16 protein-coding genes are annotated in these 22,123 nt (G+C 45.3%); 6 read left to right on the top strand and 10 right to left on the bottom strand.

Annotation, left to right across the window (positions count from 1 at the left end; all coding sequences use genetic code 11):
* Positions 1–152: 152 nt before the first annotated feature.
* Both RIE73_RS21275 and RIE73_RS21270 read right to left on the bottom strand, forming a co-directional pair.
* Entirely contained in the window at positions 153–512 is a 360-nt protein-coding gene (locus tag RIE73_RS21275) for a hypothetical protein (RefSeq protein WP_446403088.1), read from the bottom strand.
* 320 nt (positions 513–832) lie between these two features.
* Positions 833–1,735, bottom strand: coding sequence for a formylglycine-generating enzyme family protein (locus tag RIE73_RS21270; protein WP_446403093.1), 903 nt, complete (start codon positions 1,733–1,735; stop codon positions 833–835).
* 128 nt (positions 1,736–1,863) lie between these two features.
* On the opposite strand from RIE73_RS21270, the gene RIE73_RS21265 reads away from it, so the two are divergent.
* Positions 1,864–2,220, top strand: a complete 357-nt coding sequence (locus tag RIE73_RS21265; protein ID WP_446403087.1) for a DUF433 domain-containing protein — start codon at positions 1,864–1,866, stop codon at positions 2,218–2,220.
* On the opposite strand, the gene RIE73_RS21260 is transcribed toward RIE73_RS21265, so the two are convergent.
* The 5 genes from RIE73_RS21260 to RIE73_RS21240 all read right to left on the bottom strand — a co-directional run bounded on the left by RIE73_RS21260 (position 2,184) and on the right by RIE73_RS21240 (position 9,510).
* Entirely contained in the window at positions 2,184–2,453 is a 270-nt protein-coding gene (locus RIE73_RS21260; RefSeq protein ID WP_446403086.1) for a hypothetical protein, read from the bottom strand. The genes RIE73_RS21265 and RIE73_RS21260 overlap by 37 nt on opposite strands.
* A 626-nt stretch (positions 2,454–3,079) precedes the next feature.
* Positions 3,080–5,755: an SAV_2336 N-terminal domain-related protein gene (locus tag RIE73_RS21255; RefSeq protein WP_446403085.1), complete on the bottom strand. Its 2,676-nt coding sequence runs from the start codon at positions 5,753–5,755 to the stop codon at positions 3,080–3,082.
* A gap of 533 nt (positions 5,756–6,288) precedes the next feature.
* On the bottom strand, positions 6,289–7,431 hold the full coding sequence (locus RIE73_RS21250) for an AAA family ATPase (protein WP_446403084.1): 1,143 nt from the start codon (positions 7,429–7,431) through the stop codon (positions 6,289–6,291).
* 90 nt (positions 7,432–7,521) lie between these two features.
* Positions 7,522–8,913, bottom strand: a complete 1,392-nt coding sequence (locus tag RIE73_RS21245) for a VMAP-C domain-containing protein (RefSeq protein ID WP_446403083.1) — start codon at positions 8,911–8,913, stop codon at positions 7,522–7,524.
* Positions 8,914–9,054: 141 nt separating this feature from the next.
* The gene (locus tag RIE73_RS21240) at positions 9,055–9,510 is read right to left on the bottom strand and encodes a caspase family protein (RefSeq protein WP_446403082.1); all 456 of its coding nucleotides are present in this window, start codon (positions 9,508–9,510) and stop codon (positions 9,055–9,057) included.
* Positions 9,511–9,800: 290 nt separating this feature from the next.
* Here RIE73_RS21240 and RIE73_RS21235 point away from each other — a divergent pair, with 290 nt between their 5' ends.
* Positions 9,801–10,223 carry a CU044_2847 family protein gene (locus tag RIE73_RS21235; RefSeq protein WP_446403081.1) on the top strand — a complete coding sequence of 141 codons (423 nt, stop codon included), beginning with the start codon at positions 9,801–9,803 and terminating at the stop codon, positions 10,221–10,223.
* Between the two features lie 308 nt (positions 10,224–10,531).
* On the opposite strand, the gene crtB is transcribed toward RIE73_RS21235, so the two are convergent.
* Together crtB and pds are read right to left on the bottom strand one after the other, a co-directional pair.
* Entirely contained in the window at positions 10,532–11,458 is a 927-nt protein-coding gene (crtB, locus tag RIE73_RS21230) for a 15-cis-phytoene synthase CrtB (protein ID WP_446403080.1), read from the bottom strand.
* Between the two features lie 298 nt (positions 11,459–11,756).
* The gene (gene pds, locus RIE73_RS21225) at positions 11,757–13,190 is read right to left on the bottom strand and encodes a 15-cis-phytoene desaturase (protein ID WP_446403079.1); all 1,434 of its coding nucleotides are present in this window, start codon (positions 13,188–13,190) and stop codon (positions 11,757–11,759) included.
* 355 nt (positions 13,191–13,545) lie between these two features.
* Here pds and RIE73_RS21220 point away from each other — a divergent pair, with 355 nt between their 5' ends.
* The 3 genes from RIE73_RS21220 to RIE73_RS21210 all read left to right on the top strand — a co-directional run bounded on the left by RIE73_RS21220 (position 13,546) and on the right by RIE73_RS21210 (position 18,312).
* Positions 13,546–14,940 (top strand): DUF308 domain-containing protein, encoded by a 1,395-nt coding sequence (locus RIE73_RS21220; RefSeq protein WP_446403078.1) that lies wholly within the window; start codon positions 13,546–13,548, stop codon positions 14,938–14,940.
* Between the two features lie 291 nt (positions 14,941–15,231).
* Entirely contained in the window at positions 15,232–17,385 is a 2,154-nt protein-coding gene (locus tag RIE73_RS21215; protein ID WP_446403077.1) for a tetratricopeptide repeat protein, read from the top strand.
* 54 nt (positions 17,386–17,439) lie between these two features.
* A complete protein-coding gene (locus tag RIE73_RS21210; protein ID WP_446403076.1) occupies positions 17,440–18,312 on the top strand; it encodes an Rpn family recombination-promoting nuclease/putative transposase in 873 nt (290 codons plus the stop codon).
* A 382-nt stretch (positions 18,313–18,694) separates the two neighbouring features.
* On the opposite strand, the gene galT is transcribed toward RIE73_RS21210, so the two are convergent.
* Complete coding sequence (galT, locus tag RIE73_RS21205; protein WP_446403075.1) at positions 18,695–19,693, bottom strand: galactose-1-phosphate uridylyltransferase; 999 nt, start codon at positions 19,691–19,693, stop codon at positions 18,695–18,697.
* 310 nt (positions 19,694–20,003) lie between these two features.
* Here galT and RIE73_RS21200 point away from each other — a divergent pair, with 310 nt between their 5' ends.
* The gene (locus tag RIE73_RS21200) at positions 20,004–21,503 is read left to right on the top strand and encodes a glycosyltransferase (RefSeq protein WP_446403074.1); all 1,500 of its coding nucleotides are present in this window, start codon (positions 20,004–20,006) and stop codon (positions 21,501–21,503) included.
* Positions 21,504–22,123 lie beyond the last annotated feature (620 nt).

Genomic DNA, 22,123 nt, shown 5'->3' with positions numbered 1-22,123 from the left:
GGAAACATTTTTGTTTTTTGTGTAGGGGCGGGTTTGACTACTATCATTTTTTACCCCACCCAAATTCTGGGGAAGGGCGGGTTTTGTATAAAGGGTATTGGATTTTACCCGAATTTATTGGCTAAACCCGCCCCTACTACCGAACCCACACTCTAATCCTGGAGAACCTCAGCTACCCGCTTTAAGATTTGAAGCAGATCATAAAGCTGGTTGCGGCGAGGAAGAAGCGAAAAGACATCAGATATATCGTACTCAGGAAATGCTTGTTGACTTAACTTCAAAAAAGTAAACGTTCCCCCATTTGTCACCATACCATAAACGGGTTGATCAGGATGACGGTTCGCCATCATATAAGCCAAAGCTTGGGGAATCGCTAACTCAATAGTAAGGTCACTGTGTTTAGCTTCCAGTACCACAACCCAGAATTGCTCATCCTCCGTTCGCCGAAGATTAAATTTGGTATGGACATCGTTTAGGGTTTTAATCGTTTGGATAATTGCGGTTTGAACCATCTGTCTGGTTTTGTTTCAGTCGTTCTAGCTAATTTTACACTTCATAGGTTAATACCAAGAGGTGTAGAGGTGTAGGTGTAGGGTGCGTTAGGCGCATAGTTTTTATTCACTTTTATTCCCAACAGAACACCCGTGCGCCGTAACGCACCAACCAAGGTGGTGCTGAGGCTTGTTACTCGCGATCGCTTGACATGATAGGTTTTAATTTTGATTACTTATCTGCCGCTAACTGCTATTACTAGATGGACTGCAATATTCTACAAAATTACCGATTTGAAGCCCAAAAAGTTAAGATAGCAAGAGGGCAAAAGAGAAAAGAGCTACGGAAGAATCCTGGGAGCGACACGCACAACTCGCAACCCGATATTATTGAACCTGTAGTCGGCGAAGTAGTAGTAGTTACGGTAGGCACAACGGCAGTAATCCGGGTCATAGCTCCAACACCCGCCGCGTCTTATTTTTGTAGTACTTGCGTCAGTTGATAGCCAAGCACTACCATCCGTTGGGGCATTTTCATAACTATCGTGATAGTCATCTTCGCACCACTCGTACACATTGCCATGCATATCGTAGAGTCCAAAAGCGTTGGCAACCTGAAAATATCCAACTGGCGTGGTTTGTTCTCGATATTCTCCTTTAGGACTCTCCCCATAGGTATAGTTGCCGTCATAGTTAACATAGTCAGTAGTAATAATCTTGCCAAAATGAAAAGGAGTCGTAGTTCCAGCACGACAGGCATATTCCCATTCGGCTTCTGTGGGGAGACGATAGTCTTTTTTTGTCCTTTGACTTAGCCGCACACAAAATTCTTTGGCATCGTACCAAGAGACGCATTCAACGGGTCTATTCCATCGACTAAAAGTTTGAATCATAGACTCATACTTATCTGGTCTCCCCCTTTTTAAGGGGGACGGAAGGGGGATCTCTTTGGGATCATCTTTAAAGTGAGATGGGTCTGGGTCTAACTCACGCTCTACAGGTTCCCATCCAGCAACAACACGCCATTGAGCCTGGGTAATTGGATAGCGCCCTATAAAAAATGATGGAACAGTCACTCGATGTTGGGGACTTTCATTTTTTCTTCGCTCTAGCTCATCATCCGGTGAACCCATCAGGAATGTACCATCAGGAATCAGTGTCATCTCCAGTCCGATATTTTCCTCTAGAAATTCCGTGTAATATCGGGCTTGTCCTTGCTCTTTGCGGATAACCAGTTTTACCATATATTGTAGGGGCGCACCGACGTGCGCCCAGAAACCCATCCAACTCCCTTCCACTATTGTACTTGTCGGTTGGGTTGACGCCTGTTACCCAATAGAATCTTAGGCTAAAGCACTTACTACGAACACTTATGCAATTAGAAGACTACTTTGATTTTTTAGCCCCTGATGATATTCGCCTCAAAGGAACACGCATCGGCATTGAACATATCCTCTACCAATATATCCATCGCGCTCAAACTCCAGAAGCCATAGCTGAACGTTATCGAACCGTAACACTAGAACAGGTTCATGCGACGATTTTATATTATTTACACAACCAAGAAACTGTGAGTGCCTATCTAGCCGATTGGTTGGCATGGAGTCATCAGATGCGAAAACAACAGCAAGAAAATCCGCCGCCATTTATTGGAAAATTACAAGCGTTGAAGGCAAAAAAACAAGTAGATACTCAAACTGAGACTTCAACCGTAGAGGTTAGTGGATGACCATTAAGTATCTCCTCGAGCGGACTTTCATTTTTTCGTCGTTTTGGCTCATCTTCCGGTGAACCCATCAGAAATGTACCACCAGGAATCAGTGTCATCTCCAGTCCGATATTTTTCTCTAGAAATTCCGTGTAATATCGAGCTTGTCTTCGCTCTTTGCGGATAACCAGTTTGACCATATATTGTAGGGGCGCACCAACGTGCGCCCAGAAACCAATCCAACTCGCTTCCACTATTTTACTTGTAAGTTGGGTTGACGCCAGAAAACCCAACAGAATCTTAGGCTAAAGCCCTTACTACGAACACTTATGCAATTATAAAACTACTTTAAAAGCCGCAGATGTTATAGGTGTAGGGTGCGTTAGGCGCATAATTTTTATTCACTTTTATCCCCAACAAAATACCCGTGCGCCGTAACGCACCACCTGGATTATAACCACCTGGTTTGGTGCGTTACGCTTCGCTAACGCACCCTACAAAATTACTAGGTTTAGTATATATTATAAGTGTAGGGTGCGTTAGGCGCATAGTTTTTATTCACTTTTATCCTCAACAAAACACCTGTGCGCCGTAACGCACCACCTGGATTGTCGCCACCTGGGTTGGTGCGTTACGCTTCGCTAACGCACCCTACAAAAATTACTAGAACAGGTTTATGCTATTATTTTATACCATTTACACAACCAAGAAACCGTGAGTGCCTATCTAGCCGATTGGTTAGTATGGAGTCATCATATACGGAAACAACAGCAAGACAATCCGCCGCCATTTATTGAAAAAATACGAGCATTGAAGGCACAAAAACAAGCGGGTTTTATGAGCGCACGTTGGTGCTACCCTACAGTTTATGGGCGTAATGCTAATGCATCAAATTAGGTTGAGCGACACGCACCACTCGCAGTCCGACGCGGTAGTTTTTACTGCCGATATCGAGGTAAACACGGTAAGCACAACGACAATAATTCGGGTGGTCGTCCCAACTACCACCGCGCAGTATTTTTGTCGTGTTTATATTACTTGATAGCCAAGCATTGCCATCCGTTGGGGCATTTTCATAATTTTGGTGATAATAATCTTTACACCACTCGTAGACATTTCCATGCATATCATATAGCCCAAAGGCATTGGGTGGAAAACGACCGACTGGTGTTGTTTGTCCTCGATACTCTCCTTTGGGTTCATCAGCATAGATAGAAGCAGCATTGTAGTTCGCCAAGTTATCCGTCAACGTTTCGCCAAAATGAAACGGTGGATAGGAGATATTTTCGCTTAAATCATCACTTACTGCTCGACAAGCATATTCCCACTCGGCTTCTGTAGGTAGGCGATAGTCTTGTCCAGTTAGTTGAGAAAGTCTCTGACAAAACTCGATAGCATCGTACCAACTCACTCGTTCTACAGGTCTATCCCATCGGCTAGGAGATTCCACCCCAGCCTCTTGTTGGAAAGAGGACTCTAAAGTCTGCTTGGTGAAGGAGAATTTAGAGGGATTGCCTATAAAATTAGCTGGTTCTGGGTTAAGGTCACGATCAACCTTGAGATGAGTCATATTCGCCACAGCCTTCCATTGCCCCTGAGTGATGGGATATTTCCCAATAAAAAAGGGTGACACTGTGACTTGGTGTTGCGGTCTTTCCCGCTTAAAAAAATCAAAATCATATTTTTCACATAGTCTCTCGATTTCCTCATCCTCTGTCCCCATCAAAAATGTGCCACCGGGGATATAAACCATATCCATAGTAATGCCATCGCCTAAGTCTTCCGTCAAATAGTGAGCCGTTTTGGTTTCAGTGTTGACGATTTCACCTTGACGGTTTACCGTAACCGTTTCAAAACTAAATGGAGTCAGATTTTCAACAACCCTATCAGCCGCATCACTATCATCATCTGTATCGATAAATACGACATCAAACGTATAGGTATCCAGGCTCAATTCCTCTACCTCTGAACCCGGAGCCGTCTCCTCTCCCTCTGCGGCAATCTCATAACCCAACTGCTGTAAAATGTCCTGAGTAACCCTAGCAAAAGGCTTAACAATTGACCCAATCGCTTCATCTTCAATCTGGTCTGGATTTCGCAACCAAGCGACAAACTCCCGTAGAGTTTTACCCAATTTCTTCGCTAAATCACGAGATACTTGATCCAAGACTTGCTCACTATCAGGAACGGGAACCAACTTCAGTAATTCTTCCCGCACCCCATCGATAAACTCATACTGCACTTGCTCTGGATTCGTCTCTGGGGTAATCTCTGTCACAGGTTGGAGTAATCCGCCTAAAAACACCTCCGCCACCTGGATTTGTTGTGATTCCTCTAACATCGAGTCTTGGATTAATCGCACCACGGGCATGGTAATGATTGGTGCAGCCGCTAACAATCCCGCCAATCGTTGAGCCAGGGGCGAGGCATTCAAGGTAAAATGAGATACTCGCTCCTGTGCTGTGGGCGTTTGTGCCGATTTTGTTCTCTTCGATGCGGCTAATAAATCTGGGCGCAACACATAACCGGGCGTCTGTGCTTCCCCTTGTCCCGTGAGCATTTGACTCCAAACCCTTGCCCGTTCGGGTTCCAGAGTTATCACCGGGATATTAATCCCCTGAGTCAGACGACGCCGTTTTGCCAGACGATTCACCTCAACTCTGAGATGGGGATTCAGCAGGCTGATTCCTGAACTGCGGAATTGGGCTGGAGTTGCGACACCGAGGGCTGTACGAGACCACATCCAGGCGGGTAGCATTTGTAAAATCACCACCGGATTGCTGGCTGTCCATTCAGCTAAAATCGAGAGGATTTGAGCATCGCGCCACAATTCATCGGTTGTATCACTCACCAGGATAATCAAGCGGCGGTTTTGCGGGTCAATCAGTTCTTTGGCAGAATGGGAGCCAGTTTGAGAGCGTAAATAAATCTGGTTTGCCTGATCCCGCCCCATCCCCCACACCCGCACATCGCGAAACATGCCATAGTGCTTTAAGGTTTGCTCCAGTTCATCAACCGCATGTCGCCAGAGGATCATCGATTCACTTTCATCAATGACTAAGGCTAACTCTAACCAGGGTTCTAGCGCAGGTTGTAACTGGGGTATCCACAAATCAGTTTGAGCAATCCAATCCACCGTGGCTGACTCATCAATCACCTGTTCTGTGGAGGAGGGGACGTTTCGCAATAAGGGTTTGAGGGCGCGAATAAAGTCGAGGGGTTCGCGCAGAGAACGAGCATCGGGAACGGATAGAGGGATATAGTCTGATTCAGGGGTGCGGGGGGTGCGGGTTTGAGTCGTTGCATAAATGCCAACGGTGGAGGGTGTTATGGCTGGAGGGGGGTGGTTGATGGTTGGGGTTGAAGGGGTTTCGATGGGTTGCTGAATTGGGGGTGGAGAGGGCGTCTGGGTTTCGGTGTCTGGGGATGGTGTGGGGGGTGGGGGCTGGGTTTGGATGCGTTTTTGACGTTCGAGCGTTAGCCACAGTAAATCGGCGACTTCTGTTGGGTTTAAGTCGAGTTCGGAGCGGAGAATTGTGATGAGTTGATCGAGCATGGTAAGGAAGAAGAAAGGGTGTAGGGTGACATCAGAATTATATTTTTTAACGCAGAGGAGCGCAGAGGTTTACGCAGAGGGGCGCAGAGGGGTTAAAGGGTTGGGAGAATGTTTTTAGGGAATGGGGAAATAACGGGAAATTATCGTAGGGGCGCACCGACGTGCGCCCGGAAAACTACCGACGTGCGCCCGGAAAACTAATTCCATCTTAGATTTTTCACCACTCACATTAAACCGCCTTGGGTTCAAACCCAAGGCTCAAAGCTCAAGTCAGCTAAAGCTGACTGCATAAAAGTTTTAGTCTATTTTATAGTGTTCACGGTTACAAACTCAGCAAAGTGAAGGAATAACAGCGAAGCATCTGACGAGATTCTAGGCTAACGCCGAGCTTCGCTAACACTCCGCTATCGCTGCGTTCAGAATGACAGACTTTGAGCCGGATAAATATAGTATTAAGGGGATACGTTAAGACATCAGTTGATCCCAAAACGAAACTTAAAGGAAATGACCAATGACCAATGACCAATGACACCCTATTGATCAACGGCGCTATCGAGACGCTTTAATAAAAGCTGCTTCAACGAGTCTTGATCCATAGCATCAGGTTGGACTTGTCGGGAGAATAAATAAATGGTACTTAAAAGTTGGTCAGTGGCAACGTCTTTTCCTTGCTGTTGCTGCACAAAGTCTTGAATCAGTTGATTAATCGTTCCTTGCGCCTGTTGCCAATGCTGTTCTCCTAATTCTTTGGCAAAATGGGCATTAACCACTTCACTGAGAAACTCGGCATCATTGGGTTCTGGCATTCTTACCCGGATACAGCGCCGCAAAAAGGCAGGGGGAAAGTCTCGTTCCCCGTTACTGGTCATTACAACAATGGGGAATTTAGTACACTGTACCTGACCCCGTTGTATCTCAGTATCTAGTCCGGGATCAGCGGTTCTTACGGTGACGGATGGAGTCTGTAGGCGTTCTAGTTCAGGAATGGAATAGCCTCCTTCTTCAAAAAGATTGAGTAAATCGTTGGGGAGGTTGATATCGCTTTTGTCAATTTCATCAATGAGTAAGACTCTGGGGTGATAGCTGGGTAAAAAGGCGGTTCCCACGGCTCCTAGCTGCAAATACTGACCGATATTTTCTTCGAGTTGCTGTGGCGGCGCTTGACCTAATTCTTGTTTAAGCTTGAGCAATTGTAGGTTTTGCAGTCGCGCGATCGCGTCGTAGTTATAGAGTCCATTTTGCAGGCTAGTCCGAGTGGTGATTGACCAAGCTAGAATTGGACCAAGTTGCAACTCATAGGCGATCGCATACGCTAGAGAGGTTTTCCCAGAACCCGGACGTCCGGTGACAAGGAGGGGACGGCGCAGATAAATAGCTGCATTGACGCCTTCAATCAGTTCCTTGTACGCCTGATAGATTTTCGCTTTTTTTCCTTGAGTGTCTGGATCAATTGTATCACGGTTTTGGGGCGGATAAAGCACCCGGAAACTTTTGCCCCGTTGATAGTCTCGACTATCTTCTTTTACAAGATTTAGAGTCTTTTGCCACCGAGATTTGAGAGCTTTTTCATTAACATCTTGGTGACGCTTGAACTGTCGCCAACTGGGAGGATCAGGCAAGGTTTTAATTGCATGATGTGGTTCTCGATTTCCGTAAAATATTTTCCAATCGGTCATAATTTATAAATAAGGCAGAAGATAGAAAAGAAAAAGTCAATTTGTAAATGTAAACCCGCGCAGGCGGGTTTTGTTTGTATAGCTGCGGTTTCAACCGCCCCATCTTAAAGGATTTAGGGGAGGATTGCGCTCTGGATTATCCAGCAACATCGCCGCATGATAGCCCCACTGCTTTTGCGGGTTGGGACTGCCATAAGCTGCTTTTCGTTTGAGCCAGAGTTGATCAATTAAGTGATTGTGATCCAGTAAACACTTAGCACAAAGCAGGTGATCAAAATGAGACATATCATCATTCTCTAAATCCCGCGATCGCAGCCACAGGGCTAAGGGAACTCCAGTCTCATAGAGGGCAAAAAATAGATCCTCTCGCTCCATGTCTGATTCTGGCAAAAAACAACTTAAACCAATGGTTTGCTGCTCATTGAGTTCTTGCTCTAATCCCGAATAACAATAACTTTTTTCGTGTTCTAAGCGTTTAATTCGCGTGGGCAAAACCTCCTTTTCAAATACTTTAATCCAATTCCAGACGCATTCGAGTTTATCGGCGTAATAGGCATCAAACAGTCGTTCGTAAGAGCGAACAATCACTCGGTATTCCCGTCCCAGTTGCCGTTTTCTCCGAGGTAATCTGGGAATTAACCATAGGTCAACGGATTCGGCTAAGTAATCAAAGGGTAAAAAGAGTTCAATGACTAAATTATACGTGCCTGGACTCCCTCGCAGATAAATATCACCACACTGTTTTAATAAATCTTTTAAGTATTGAGATATTTTCTCCTCTAATGTTTCATCGGTGGATACCTGACAAGTGATAATCGCTGAATTATCGGGATGAGACTGATAGGGAGACTTCGGATCGGGTTTGAGTAAAATAGGAATAGGGGCTTTATCCTCTAGCTGCAAATGAGCGGTTAGATGCAAGGGTTCATGGGGATGTTGTTGTTGGATTACGACTAACAAACAAGCATTCAATTTTCCCTTAGCCGCGCCTATATCGTTATCAGAACCGCTATAGTTCCTGCTTTTTAACCATGCCTTCAATTGGTCTCGCAATTCCGGCGCTATCTTGGGATGACAACTGAGAATGTGCAGTACGGAAATAATTGATGACGTGCCATCCGGCTTTTGAGGAAACTGTTCTCGGATAACAGTTAAAAAACTATCAATGCTCAACGATTCATCCCAGGCTAGCCAGTGGTTGAGCGCATAAGCCGAAACTCCTTCCATCATTGCCCAAGTGAGAATCGGGCGATCAATTTGCTCTAGATAGGGCTGCAAAATTCCTAAATCATCATCAGGGATTTGAGCGGATTTGGATACGGTTTTGAGTAGAGATGTTACCGAATATTTCACTAACGGCAAACGGCTGCCTTTTCCCATAAAGGTGGGTTCTTGGCGACCTGTTTCTAAGCGTTTCGAGGCTTGGTCAAAGGCTTGTCCAATGGTGACAATTCCATCGTCATCGGCTTTATCCTGGGACAACGCCTCGATTAATGCGCCTGTAAATTCACTATGACGTTTTGACTTTCTCGCCCATGAATCTTCATAGGATTGACAAGCGGCGATAAAATAGTAGGTGGTATTTTTTTGGAAAATGTTAAAACTATGATTTATTTCTTGAATTCACGCCCCGCTATGGCAAGCATCGAGAATAACAATTAGACTACTTAATTCTGTATTGTTAATCAGTTTGGTAATGCTCTCTAGGGGAATGGCATTATCCTTAACCACCCATTGATTCTCTTTTTTACTCAATTGACAGTCAGATGCAGCCAAATAACCCTTTTGTGATACTTCGTCGGTGAGGGGATCTTGTTGCTTCTCTAAAACGCCATGACCGGAAAAGTAAATAATCGCGTCTTGATTTTTGGCTTGCTCACTGAGAAAGGTTTTCAATGCTTGAATGAGTTCATCCCCAGTGACCTGACCTGACAAAAGCGTAATATGATTGCGGGGACAATTTCCATAGTCTTCCAGAAGCTGGGCAAAATCTTTGGCGTCGTTGACTGACTTGCTCAGATCCTGTAAGTATTGACTATTGTAGGTTTCAATTCCAACGATTAAAGCATATCGAGCCATTTTTCTGAAAACGAATGAATGTCTCTAACGTTTAGAGCCTCCTCTAGACGAGGATAGCATCTGTGATGTAGGATATGAAACACCTGTTGTCCCTCTGTTGGGGCGACCCTTTGATATAAATTAGCAATATGTAGGGGCGACCCGCTTGTATAACTTAACAATTGTAGTCCTCTCAATTTGATCGGGTCGCCCTCTCCTCTGTAAAAGACTGTAGGGGGTAATGGTGTACCTGATTGAAGGGAAAACTGCTATAAAAGAGTTAAATTGCTCACCCTACTCAAGATTGCAAAATGTCAGATCCGCAAACTCAACGTTTCTTCATGGCTGATGAGGACGGAGAACCGTTAGAAGTTGTCCTTTATTCTAAAAATCCAGTTGAACTTGATCCAGCGAAAACTCCGGTTATAACTTCTGATGAAGAGGAGGATGAGTGGGAAGAAAAAGGAGCCGCAGATGTCGCGATCGCCTCAATCCAACACGCCCATAAATACATCCGCTTCTACACTAAATATGTTATTGGGGCATTTAAAGAGTTTTCGTCGGCAGAAATTGAAGAGATGAATATTAAATTTGGTCTAAAAATTGCGGGAAAAACGGGTCTACCCATGCTGGCTGAAGGGTCAAGTAACGCTGATTTTGAAGTTTCAATTAAGTGCAAGTTTCCCAATAAAATAGTAACCGTTGAGGATAATAAAATTGCTAGTGGTGGCTGACGACGTGACACCACCTAATATCATGTCCGGTTGAATACCCATAATTACGGTGAGGGGGTGAGGGGGAGAAGTTTTTATTATGGGTGATTTGCCGGACATCATATATAGCAGTCACCAAGGCGATTAGGACAAAGGAAGGTGCTGAAACCTTGACCAGTCAATCTTTTCCCTTCTGCCCTCTGCCCTCTGCCCTCTGCCTTTTGCTATAAAAGAATGGACGAGATTTTGCGGTTAAATCGGGCGCACGTCGGTGCGCCCCTACAGCAACGTTTCCAAACAAATGACCAATGACCAATGACCAATAATAATTAAAGCGCCTGCGCCCGCAACCACGCTACTGGTAAATAAAGCAACTTCCGCCCCTTAGACACATAAGCCCGTTGCGTAAATACATCATAATTATTACGCTCAATGACATCTAAAATCCCTTGATACAGCATTGTCGCCGCCCAGACGGGCCAACGCGCATCCCGACTCAGCGCCCCAATACCCTTTTCTGCGTAAGTATAAAACTTACGCGCCCGTTGAATTTGGAAGCGCATTAATTCCTGCCAGCGCTCGTCCACAACTCCCTTAAATAAGTCTTCTTCGGTATAATTAAATAGCGCCAATTCATCTAATGGCAGATAAATTCGACCTCGTTGAGCATCTTCGCCAACATCGCGGAGGATATTGGTTAACTGCTTGGCAATCCCCAACGCGATCGCTTCCTCTATCGGATTCGTGTCAAATTGACTCGTCCAGGGCGTTTGACTCCAAGCTAAGTCAAATCCTAGCACCGGACTGGTCATTAACCCCACCGTACCCGCCACACGATAGCAGTACAGCTGAAGTTCTTCAAAGGTTTCATAACGGCTGCGAGATAAGTCCATCCGTTGACCGGCAATCATATCCCGAAACGGCTGAATATCCATCGGAAACCGTTGCAACGTATCCACTAACGCCACATCCGCATCCTCGATGGGCTGTCCCGCAAAAACAGATTCTAACTGCTGTTCCCAGCGATTCAAGGTTTCCGGCGTGGTTAAACGGGCTTGGGGACCATCCACCAGTTCATCGGTTCGCCGACACCAGAAGTAGATTGCCCATATCGCACGCCGCTTTTGTTCTGGCATCAGTAAGGTAGCCAGATAAAACGTCTTGGCGTATTTTGCTGTAATCTGACGACAGATTTCATAAGCCTCAGATTCAGAAACCAGCTTTCTCATGGGCGGAGATTTAGGCAATTGAAGCATTCGTTGCAGGTAATTCGGTTAGGGGCGAAGGAGTAGATCCTGGATTAAGTCATAGCAGTTAGCTGTCAAAAGAAGTCAAAAGAATGGTACTGACTCCTATAGTCGAGAAACACGTTTCCCAGAACCCAAGCTCAAGTACGCTAAAATTTAGCGGGTCAGTCTTGGAACCCAGTTCAACGAAACGCCAGCTTCCAGCCCGTAGACAAAAAACAGCTTCTCGCCGATTTTAGTTCCAGGGCTTTAGCTGGGATAGTTACGGTAAAGACGGATAGTGGGGTGAGGATAATGAGTTTTTCTCTTAACCCGCCCCGACAACCTCTTTACTGTCCACCGGTTTAAACACCCGTTGACTTGACCCTCCTGACTCATGACGCCTGACAATCACCTGCGATGTCAGCTTACCAGAAAGTACGGCACCCTCCATACTGGCAAGGTAACGTTGCATGGTGTAATCGCCAGTCAAGTAAAAATTGGGGATGGGTGTTTCTTGGGAGGGACGATGGGCTTGTCGTCCCGGAATGGCTTTGTAAACGGAACGTGGAGTTTTGACAATGTGATACTTGAGCAACTGGGCAGGGCTATCACTATCAAAATGGTTGGGGAAGAGTTTCTTGAGTTCTTCCAGCGTCGCCGCCACAATATCCTGATCGGATTTACCAATCCAATCTTTCGCTGGGGCGAGAACTAACTCCAACATCGAACGGTCAGGGTTAGCGTATTCCCGACAGGTATTGCTCATGTCAGCATATACTGACAAAAGGGGCGATCGCGAAAACAATAGATGATCAATATCTGTTAATTTCCGGTCAAACCACAAATGCAGGTTAATCACCGGAACCCCTTCTAACCCTTCTAGCTTATTGAAAAAGTCCATCTCGCGCCAAGGTTGAGGCAAGATTAATTTTAAGGGATCAACAGGCATGGCTGAGACATAAGCATCTGCTGTCAGCATTTCGTCCCCATTTTCACCCCGAATCAAAAATCCTTGTACCGTCTGATCCGGATTGAGTAAAAATTCCTTCACCGGAACATTTAATCGTACCTCCCCACCCCTGGCGGTAATATAGTCTACCAAGGGTTGACAGAGGCGCTCCGTTGGGGAACCATCCAGGAATGCCATTTTCGACCCATTCTTTTCCTGGAGAAAGCGATTCAGCGCCGTCAACACCACCGTTGCCGAAATTTCATCGGGGTTGATAAAATTCAGCGCTTTCGCCATGGCGATAAAGACTTGCTTTTCTACCCGTGGCGGTATAGTTTGACGCTGTAACCACTCGGAGAAGGAATACTTGTCCATCTCCTCAACATACTTCTGACCATTGATAATGGCTGGGATCAAACCCAAGCCAAACCTAATCTTCTCCGACCAGGTTAGCATTGCGTTATTCCGCAGAATCGCAATAATTCCGTTAATCGGTGCCGGCAAATCCGGAAAATCAAACCGAGAATAGGTGCCGGGTTTCTCCGGCTGATTGAAAATCATGGTATGGTCTTTCCACTGGAGCCGATCCTCAATCTCTAGCTCCTTAAAGAGCTGTAGCATATTGGGATAGGCGCCAAAGAAGATATGTAATCCGGTTTCATACCAGTCTCCGTCTTCATCTTGCCAAGCGGCAACTTTTCCGCCGAGAACGTCCCGACGTTCTAAAACAATAGGGGTGTGACCTGCATCCGTGAGATATTTGGCACAGGAAAGTCCAGCTAAACCCGCTCCAGCGATCGCAACTCGCATCTGATAGTAATACTCTTTAGTTAGGTGCTTGTCGGTGTACTCTGGATTTCATTATACTTTGCAATCCGTTACATTTGGTCAAAACTGTCGCCGACTTCCTAGAATTAGCGAAGAGGCGGGGGGTAGAGGTGCAGCTTACAGGTGTCGGGTTTCTACTGTGGGGTTGGGGGGACCAGCTGGACAAGAGGACAAGGGAGAAAACCTCTGCTGTTAACTAAACCCGCCCTCACTAACTTTTGAGTTCACTCCACTCCCCCTGCTCCCAGACGCGCCATGGCGCGTCTCTACATTGTTTCCCCTGCTGCCCCTGCTCTTTCATCTTCCCCATCTCCCTCACCCGTTCCCACGGTCATCAATGATGAACAAACCGACTCAGCTAATCTACCCTACCGTCGATCTATTCTTATATGACCTGCGCGAGAGTTTCGGTCACTCTCTCCCTGAAATCCATCACTACCGCCACCAATTTTGGCAAAAAATCGATCCCAACTTAGACGACGATAAACTCAACCAATTAGCCACCCTAGAAAATCCGGAAGCAGATTATGTTCAACTGTTGGTTAAGGCGTTTGAATCTCCCTTAGATGGATACTATCGGGCGCTACAACTCGGAGATGCTTACGCCCTACAAGTCAATTGTTCGGGGGACTATAAAGACCCAGAAACGAAACAACCGAATGATTCGACCCAACGGATTGAAACGTTGAGCAAACTCAAAAAAATTATTGCCTCTCACATTAATCATCAGTTGGATACCTGGGAACTGCTCCCCACCCAGCAAGGCACAATTGGTCAAACCTGGTTAGTGTCGGTGCAAATTGCTGATAGTAATCAAGATCCCAAACAACTGGCTAAAGACTGTTATAAACAGCTCACCCCTAATCCTAAATGGATTCCTGAATTTAGAGAACAAGGACGATTGTTGGGGGCGAGGGTATTTGAATATTGGCATTCTCCCGATAATTGGCAGCAAGACTGGGAGTCGTTTAGTCAAGAAAACTATCATTTGATTATTTGCATGTTTCCCGCTGGCAAAAAAGTCACAGAAATTCGGCAAAATATGTATGATATTCACTTGGATTTAATCCGCTTATTTAGCTATCGCCATAAAATTATTTGGGCATACTGGCAAAGTCGCTGCCGTACCCAAGAATTAAAACTTCAGGCTTATGAGATTAGAGGTTTAGTTGCCAGTGTCCGTACCTTGCCTAATCCAATTCCGGCTCAAGGGTTGAATTTAAAAGAACTTCAAACAACTTTAATCCAAACTTTGCCCACATTATCTGATTATTCCATGAATTTAAATGACCTAGATTATTATATGAGAACGATTCAGGGAAATTTAGAAAATTATCAAAAGCGGATTCAAAAGCTGGAACGCGAAACAAGCAGCTATTTAAAATTTTTGAATCATTTTAGTGAAGTGGCAGATGAAAAATATCTGCAACAAGTTGCCACAGATAGCGCGACATTCCGTCCCGGATTACCCTTAATGGAAAATTTAATTCGCACGATTGGTAGTGTGAGTGGTATTGAACAAACCAAAAGCAATCGCACGCTGAATACGACAGTTGCTTTAATTGGTATCGGATTAATTGTCAGCAGTATCGCCGCCACGGTTTTGGTCGAACAACTGCCCCCCGCCAAAGAGACGCCATTTTTGTTCACTCCGGTATTTTGGGGAAGTATTAGCACAGGCGTCATCGCTGTAGTGATTGCCTTTATTTTTCTGTTTCGCGATCGCCGTTAGGAAAAATGTTGAGTGTTGACCCTTCACGACCTTTAAGGGAACCTGGTCTGTAGGGGCGGGTTTAGGGAATCACGTTTCACTATTGATGATAACATTTGTGCAAAACCCGCCCTGCCTGAATGTTGAATTACCAAAAATTCTGCTCAATGTGGCAACCAATCAGGTAACGGATGTAACCCATGACGAATGACATAAGACATAAGACATAAGACATAAGACATAAGACATAAGACATAAGACACAAGACATAAGACATAAGACATAAGACATAAGACATAAGACAAATGACAAATGACAAATGACTATTTAGCCAATCAGTGGTTGCAGCAGGGAATTGAATACTTTAAGATTGGGCGCTACGGGGAAGCGATCGCGAGTTTTGAGCAGGCTGCCCAATTCCACCCCAATATGCCAGAAATTTGGTTCAATTGGGGGAATACTTGTTTTCATCTGGGATGGTTCGACGCGGCGTTGACGCACTATGAGAAAGCGATTACGCTGAAACCGGATTACTCAGAAGCTTGGTTTAATCAAGGAAATATTCTATTTAAATTAGGACGCCTAGAAGACGCTTTAGCGAGTTATGATCAAGCGACACAATTTAATCCTGATTTGGCAGTGGCTTGGGGAAATCGGGCAAGTACGCTGTATAATTTGGGACGCTACGACGAGGCGTTAGCCAGTTGTCAACAGGCGACTCACTGCCAACCGGATTATGTGCAAGCTTGGTATATGCAAGGGTTGGTGTTGATGAATGGGGGACGAACGGAGGACGCATTAGCAAGCTTTGATCAAGCCATAACCTTAAATTATAACTACCTGGACGCTTGGAAAAATAAAGGCTGGATTCTGTTTAATTTAAACCGTTATACTGAAGCATTAGACAGTTGGCAACAAGCGGTTTCACTACAGCCCAATGATTACGAGGTGTGGTTTCAGCAAGGGAATACATTTTATCGGTTGGAACGGTTAGACGATGCTTTAGCGAGTTATGAAAAAGCCGTTACCTTACAACCTGATGCCCCAGAAGCCTGGAATAATCGGGGATTGGTTCTGTTTCATTTAACTCGCTATACCGAAGCCGTGATTAGTTGCGAAAAGGCAACTGAACTACAACCCAATTACCCAGAAGCTTGGTTTCATCGCGGTAATGCCTTGTTTCGTTTAGGACGTTTAGAGGATGCGATCGCGTCTTATGACCAAGCATTGCAGCTTAAACCCGATGATTACGCCACTTGGGGCAATCGGGGTAGTGCGTTATATAATTTGGGACGGTATCGGGAAGCGGTTTCGAGTTGCCAGAATGCCACCTATTTTAATCCCGATTATGCCGAGGCGTGGTACATGCAGGGATTAGCGCTAATGCAGGGAGAACAACCCAACGCCGCGATCGCCTGTTTGGATCAAGCGACAACGTTGAAACCTGATTATGCCCAAGCCTGGTTGTATCGGGGTCATTTATTATTTCAATTAGGTCATTTAGCAGAGGCGATCGCCAGTTGTCAACAAGCGACAACCCTTCAACCCGCCTATGTAGAGGCTTGGTCTATTCAAGGTATCGCTTTGATGCAGTTACAACGTCCCCAAGAGGCGATCGCTTGTTTGGATCGAGTGGTTGAATTGTACCCGGAACACCCGGAGGCTTGGAAACATCGGGGAACAGTTCTGTGTCAGTTGGAACGCTTAGAGGATGCGATTACCAGTTTTGATCGGGCAATTACCCTCAAGCCAGATTACTTTCAGGCATGGTATAATAAAGGATTACTCCTCATGCATTTAGACCGCCCAGAGGCTGCCATTACCACCTTTGATAACGCCCTAGAACTTCAACCGAATTTATATCCCGCCTGGGTAAACCGAGGCAATTTATTATTACAAGAAGGGCGCTGGGACGCGGCGATCGCCAGTTATGATCAAGCCCTAGCGATTCAACCCAATTTTGCCGAAGCCTGGGCGAATCGAGGGATTGCCTTAGAGAGGTTAGGACACCACCAAGACGCTTTAGACAGTTATGATCAAGCCTTAGCCCTACAATCCGAAGATGCCCAAACCTGGAATCATCACGGAGTTACCCTAATCCAGTTAGGACGTTATCAGGAAGCCTTAATCAGTTTCAGCAACGCCTTAGACAATCAGCCAGATGACCCAGAAACCTGGAATAATCGCGGATTAGCCTTGGATAATTTAAGGCGGTATGAAGAAGCAATGGTTTGTTTTGAACAAGCAATTGAATTAAACTCCGATTATGCCCAAGCCTGGAACAATCGCGGGTTATCCTTAAGGAATTTAGGACGAGAAGAGGAAGCGATTCTATCCTTTGATCAGGCATTAGAATTAAACCCAGATTACCCGGAAGCCTGGAATAATCGGGGTTTAGCCTTACGGAATTTAGGACGAGAAGAGGAAGCGAATGCCAGCTTTGAACAAGCAAGTATGAAGAATTAGATAGGTTTAGTTTTTAGTGTATAATGGTTCAATCCTCATGTTTTGAGCAAAACGATGAGATTTATTAACCCAAAAACTGATTACGCCTTCAAGAAAATATTTGGTTCCGCTGAAAGCAAAGACATTCTGATTAGTTTTCTGAATGCCTTGATTTATAACGGCAACTCTACCATTGAAGATTTAGAAATCATCAATCCCAACTTGCCCCCGAAAGTTGAAGGCTTAAAAGATACTTACCTGGATGTCAAAGCTAAACTGAAAAACGGCACACTGGTGATCATAGAAATGCAAGTGCTGAATGTGCAATCCTTTGGCAAGAGAGTCGTGTTTAACGCTGCCAAGACCTATGCCTTTCAACTGCAAAAAGGAGAAGGCTACCGAATGCTTAAACCAGTCATTGCGCTAACTTTGACTGATTTTGAGATGTTCCCGGGTCGCCATCAATTTACTTCCCGCTTCGTTTATCGAGAAGTATCGGATGGCTATGTTTATCCCGAAAACGATATTGAACTGATTTTTGTTGAATTACCCAAGTTTACCAAAGACATTGAAGAACTAGAAACGATTACTGATAAATGGATTTACTTTATCAAATCAGCGCGATCGCTCGATGAAGTTCCCACAAATATGGACAATATTCCGGAACTCCACCGCGCCTTTGAAATTGCCAATCAAGCCAACCTAACCCTCGAAGAACTAGAAGATTTGGAGCGTCGAGAAATGTTTATTTATGATCAGCAAGGAGCGGTTGCTCTCGGTCGCGAAGAAGGTCGCGAAGAAGGTCGTCAAGAAGGCAAAAAAGAAGAACAACGCGCTATTGCTAAAAAGCTACTCACCCTACTGGATGACGAAGCGATCGCGGCAACAACAGGATTAAGTCGGGAAGCCGTTCGAGAACTGCGCCAGAAAGAGTCCGAGAATTTGTAGAACCAATAATGGCAGTTAAAGACCTATTCCATAAATAGGCTCCCTAGTGCAAGAAGGCAGAAATAACTGAACAGCTAACCTCTCCCCCAGCTTCCCCAGCTCCCTCTGCTCCCTCTGCTCCCCCTGCTTCATCGTATCTACGAAGCTGCTCAAGTATTTTTGCCGCACTGCACTAGTGCGATCGCGGATGATAAAGGACAAATGATGTAGCTTGACGCCTGTGTAGGGGCGGGTTTTACTATTATCGTTTCTTCTTCACCCAGATGCAACTAAACCCGCACCGCTGTAGTTGTGATTGTTACGGAATGGCTGTATTTATCGTTATTCTCTGTCTAATAACAAATGACGAATGACGAATGACGAATGACGAATGACAAATAATCTAAGAATTCAAAAAATCAGCATCAACTTCAGGTAAAGAAGGATTGATACTAATACCAGAACCCAGTTCAAATCCGGCTGGGGTAGTTAGCCGAGGACTAATTTGGCAATACCAATGAACCTGGGGTTCTTCGGCTTTATAACGGGCAGCCGTATTAATCACATAATTATAATCGGGATCACTTAGCTTGTCATACAACCGAGTCAGAACATTTTTTAGAATTAACGCAAAATGGGGCTTTTCTATAGCGGAGATACTGCCAAAATCTGCCTCATGTTCCTTTGGCATAATCCAAGTTTCAAACGGCACATCAGCCGCAAAAGGAATAAACGCCAGAAATGATTCATTTTCCGCAATCACCCGTCTGCGGTGATGCTGTTCAAACTCTAAAATATCGCAATACACACATCGTTGCCATTGATCGTAATATCGCTGGGCTTCTTGTTCTCGCACTCGAATATTTTGCGGAACCATGCCCGTTACAATCATTTGAGAATGGGGATGACTTAACGATGCACCCGCTTTCATCCCATGATTACGAAAAATAATTGCCATCATGTTTTTATGAACTTGCATGAGTGAGACGTAGCGCTTGTGATAGGTCTCAATCACCGTTTCTACCTCCTCGATTGACATTGTGGCAAGATCTTGATCATGATCAGGACTTTCAATAATCACTTCATGCTGACCATAACCGGGCATCATTAAATAAATCCCCTCCTTCGATCGCTCTCTGTGTTCATCGGGGGTTAACGCCGGAAACTTATTCAGTACAACTCGCGTTTGCCAGCCTTTGTGGTGTCGGCTGGGCATTTCCAGAAAAATTGACTCAGATTTATGTTCATTGCCGGGACAAAAGGGACAATCTCGCGGTAGAATCCCTGAAGCTTGTTTTTGGCGACTCTGTTGCTGAAAATCCTGGGGACGTTTACGCCGACTGGGTGCGTAAATCACCCATTCTTTCGTCACCTTGTTGAGTCGGATTTGACCGGATTGCATACTATCTAGTCCCTGTAATGTACGTTGATAATCGTTGTCCTGTAGTTGTCAATCGTCGTTCTGAGCAGAATTTTGTCTGATGTCAACTCATCCCTTTTGTCTAAGTACCTAGACATAAATTTTGTACACTGTACTAAGAAATGTTAACGACCCTCAAACCCTTACTGTTGCCTGTTGCCTGTTGCCTGTTGCCTAATCTCCACCGTTAACTTTACTTTTGTCCGACTACTTATCATTTATCATCCAGACATTATTTGTCTGATGTCAACTCATCCGTTGTGTCCCTCATTCATCATTCATTATTCAGACAATGTACATCGGCTTTCTCAACCCCCAAGGCAACTTTGACCCAGAGGATAGGTATATTACAGAACATCCCGATTTTGGCGGTCAACTGGTTTACGTCAAGCAAGTCGCCCTAGCGATCGCGGCGCAGGGACACCGGGTTGATATCCTCACCCGTCAAATCATCGATCCAGAGTGGGAGGGGTTTGCTGAACCCTTTGATGGGTATCCCGGTGTAGAAAATCTCCGGATTGTCCGCTTACCCGCCGGACCCCAGGAATTTTTACGCAAAGAGTTACTCTGGACTCCTCTAGTTCGAGATTGGGTACCCAATATTCTGAAATTTTATCAAGACCAAGGGGAAATTCCCGATATCATGACCGCCCACTACGCGGATGGGGGACTAGCGGGTTTATTACTTGAAGCGCAAACAGGCGTACCGTTTACGTTTACCGCCCATTCCCTCGGCGCCCAAAAGATGGACAAATTAAAGGTGACGCCAGACAATCTGGTACAAATGAACGACTATTACTTCTTTGGACGCCGCCTAGTTGTCGAACGTTTAAGCATGAATCACTCGGCGATTAACATTACGAATACTCGCCAAGAACGCTTCAACCAATATAGTCATCCGGCTTATCGGGGTGCTGTCGATGTCGATAATGATGCTCGCTTTGCGGTGATTTCACCGGGAGTAGACCCCGCTATGTTTAGTGCGGAGGTTCGCTCTCCCAACGAAGAAGCAACCTATCAGTTAGTTAAAGATAAATTAGCGCGGGATATTGCTGAGTCGCGGCGCGATTTACCCGTGATTCTGGCATCGAGTCGATTAGATCCCAAAAAGAACCTATTAGGACTTGTGCAAGCCTTTGCCTACAGTTCCACCTTGCAAGAACGAGCCAATATCGTGCTAATTACGGCGGGATTAGATAATCCACTAAAAGAGAAGGTGAAGGATGAACAAACCGAACAAAAGGTATTGGCACCAATCCGGGAAGTGGTGAATGACCATAATTTATGGGGCAAAATTAGCGCCTTTTGCGTCCCGGATCAACCCGCCTTAGCCGCAACCTATCGCTTTTTAGCCCAACGCCGTTCCGTATTTGCCCTACCCTCGCTGTTTGAACCCTTTGGTTTAGCCCCCTTAGAAGCCGCCGCCGCCGGATTGCCAGTTGTCGTTACTCAAAATGGCGGAATTACGGAAAGCTTACAGACAGATAATCAAGAGTATGGGGTTTTGATTGACCCCGATGATCCGGCGGATATGGCGCGAGGATTGGAGCGGTTAATCTGTAATGAATCAGAGTGGCAGAGTTTTTCTCAACGAACTCAGCAACTGGTCTTAAATCACTATACTTGGGAGAGTACGGCTCAAGGCTATTTAAACGTAATTGAGCAGATTTTATCGTCACCTAAAACCAATCATCGAGTACCGCGACTGCCAATTCATCCGTTCTTACGTGATCCCCAACCGGAAAACGATGTTTCCTTGGCAGAACTGAGTCAACTCTACTTTGGCAAATAGCCAGTTTCTTAGTTGCGCTTGGGCGCTAAAAATCCGATGAAGCCGAGCTGTAGGGGCTGGTTTTACCGATAACATTTTGGCACAAATCGATAACTTTACTAAACCCGCCCTTGGGGGAGAAAAACTACTATTAAGCGCTGTAATATCACTTCCGTTTAGGTAGTCATTATAAAAATAGCCTCAAACCCTTGTACTGTCGTACTGCAAGGATGAGCATTTAAACGGAATTGATATAACTTGGTATGACTGGTGTTCAACGTTTAGATCCCCCTAAATCCCCCTTCAAAAGGGGGACTTTGAGTCCTGACGGGGTGACAAGGGACTTCCCCACACCCGACACCCCCACACCCGACACCCTAACTACCTTTCATCTGGCTTGTCACCCCTTCAGACTTTGATTCATTACTTGTTCCATGGCTGCTAAGAAACCTAGCTTTCTAGTCGGGTTTTGGCTAAATTCCAAGCCCCCGCATTTAGGGGCTTACAGGTGTAGGTTTTTTATTTTATGGTTGGGACAAGACAAGGAGGACAAGGATGGAAAGAAGACAAGGGGGAAAAACCGTACAAAATTAGGTTCGGTCAAGCTAACTTCTAAAAGCCGAAACGCCCTATTTTTCGTT

It is taken from the genome of Coleofasciculus sp. C1-SOL-03 (genome assembly GCF_040220555.1).
In the GTDB taxonomy this organism is placed as follows: domain Bacteria; phylum Cyanobacteriota; class Cyanobacteriia; order Cyanobacteriales; family Coleofasciculaceae; genus Coleofasciculus.
The sequence above is the reverse complement of the archived record's forward strand: the minus strand, read 5'-3'. Positions and strand labels throughout refer to the sequence as shown.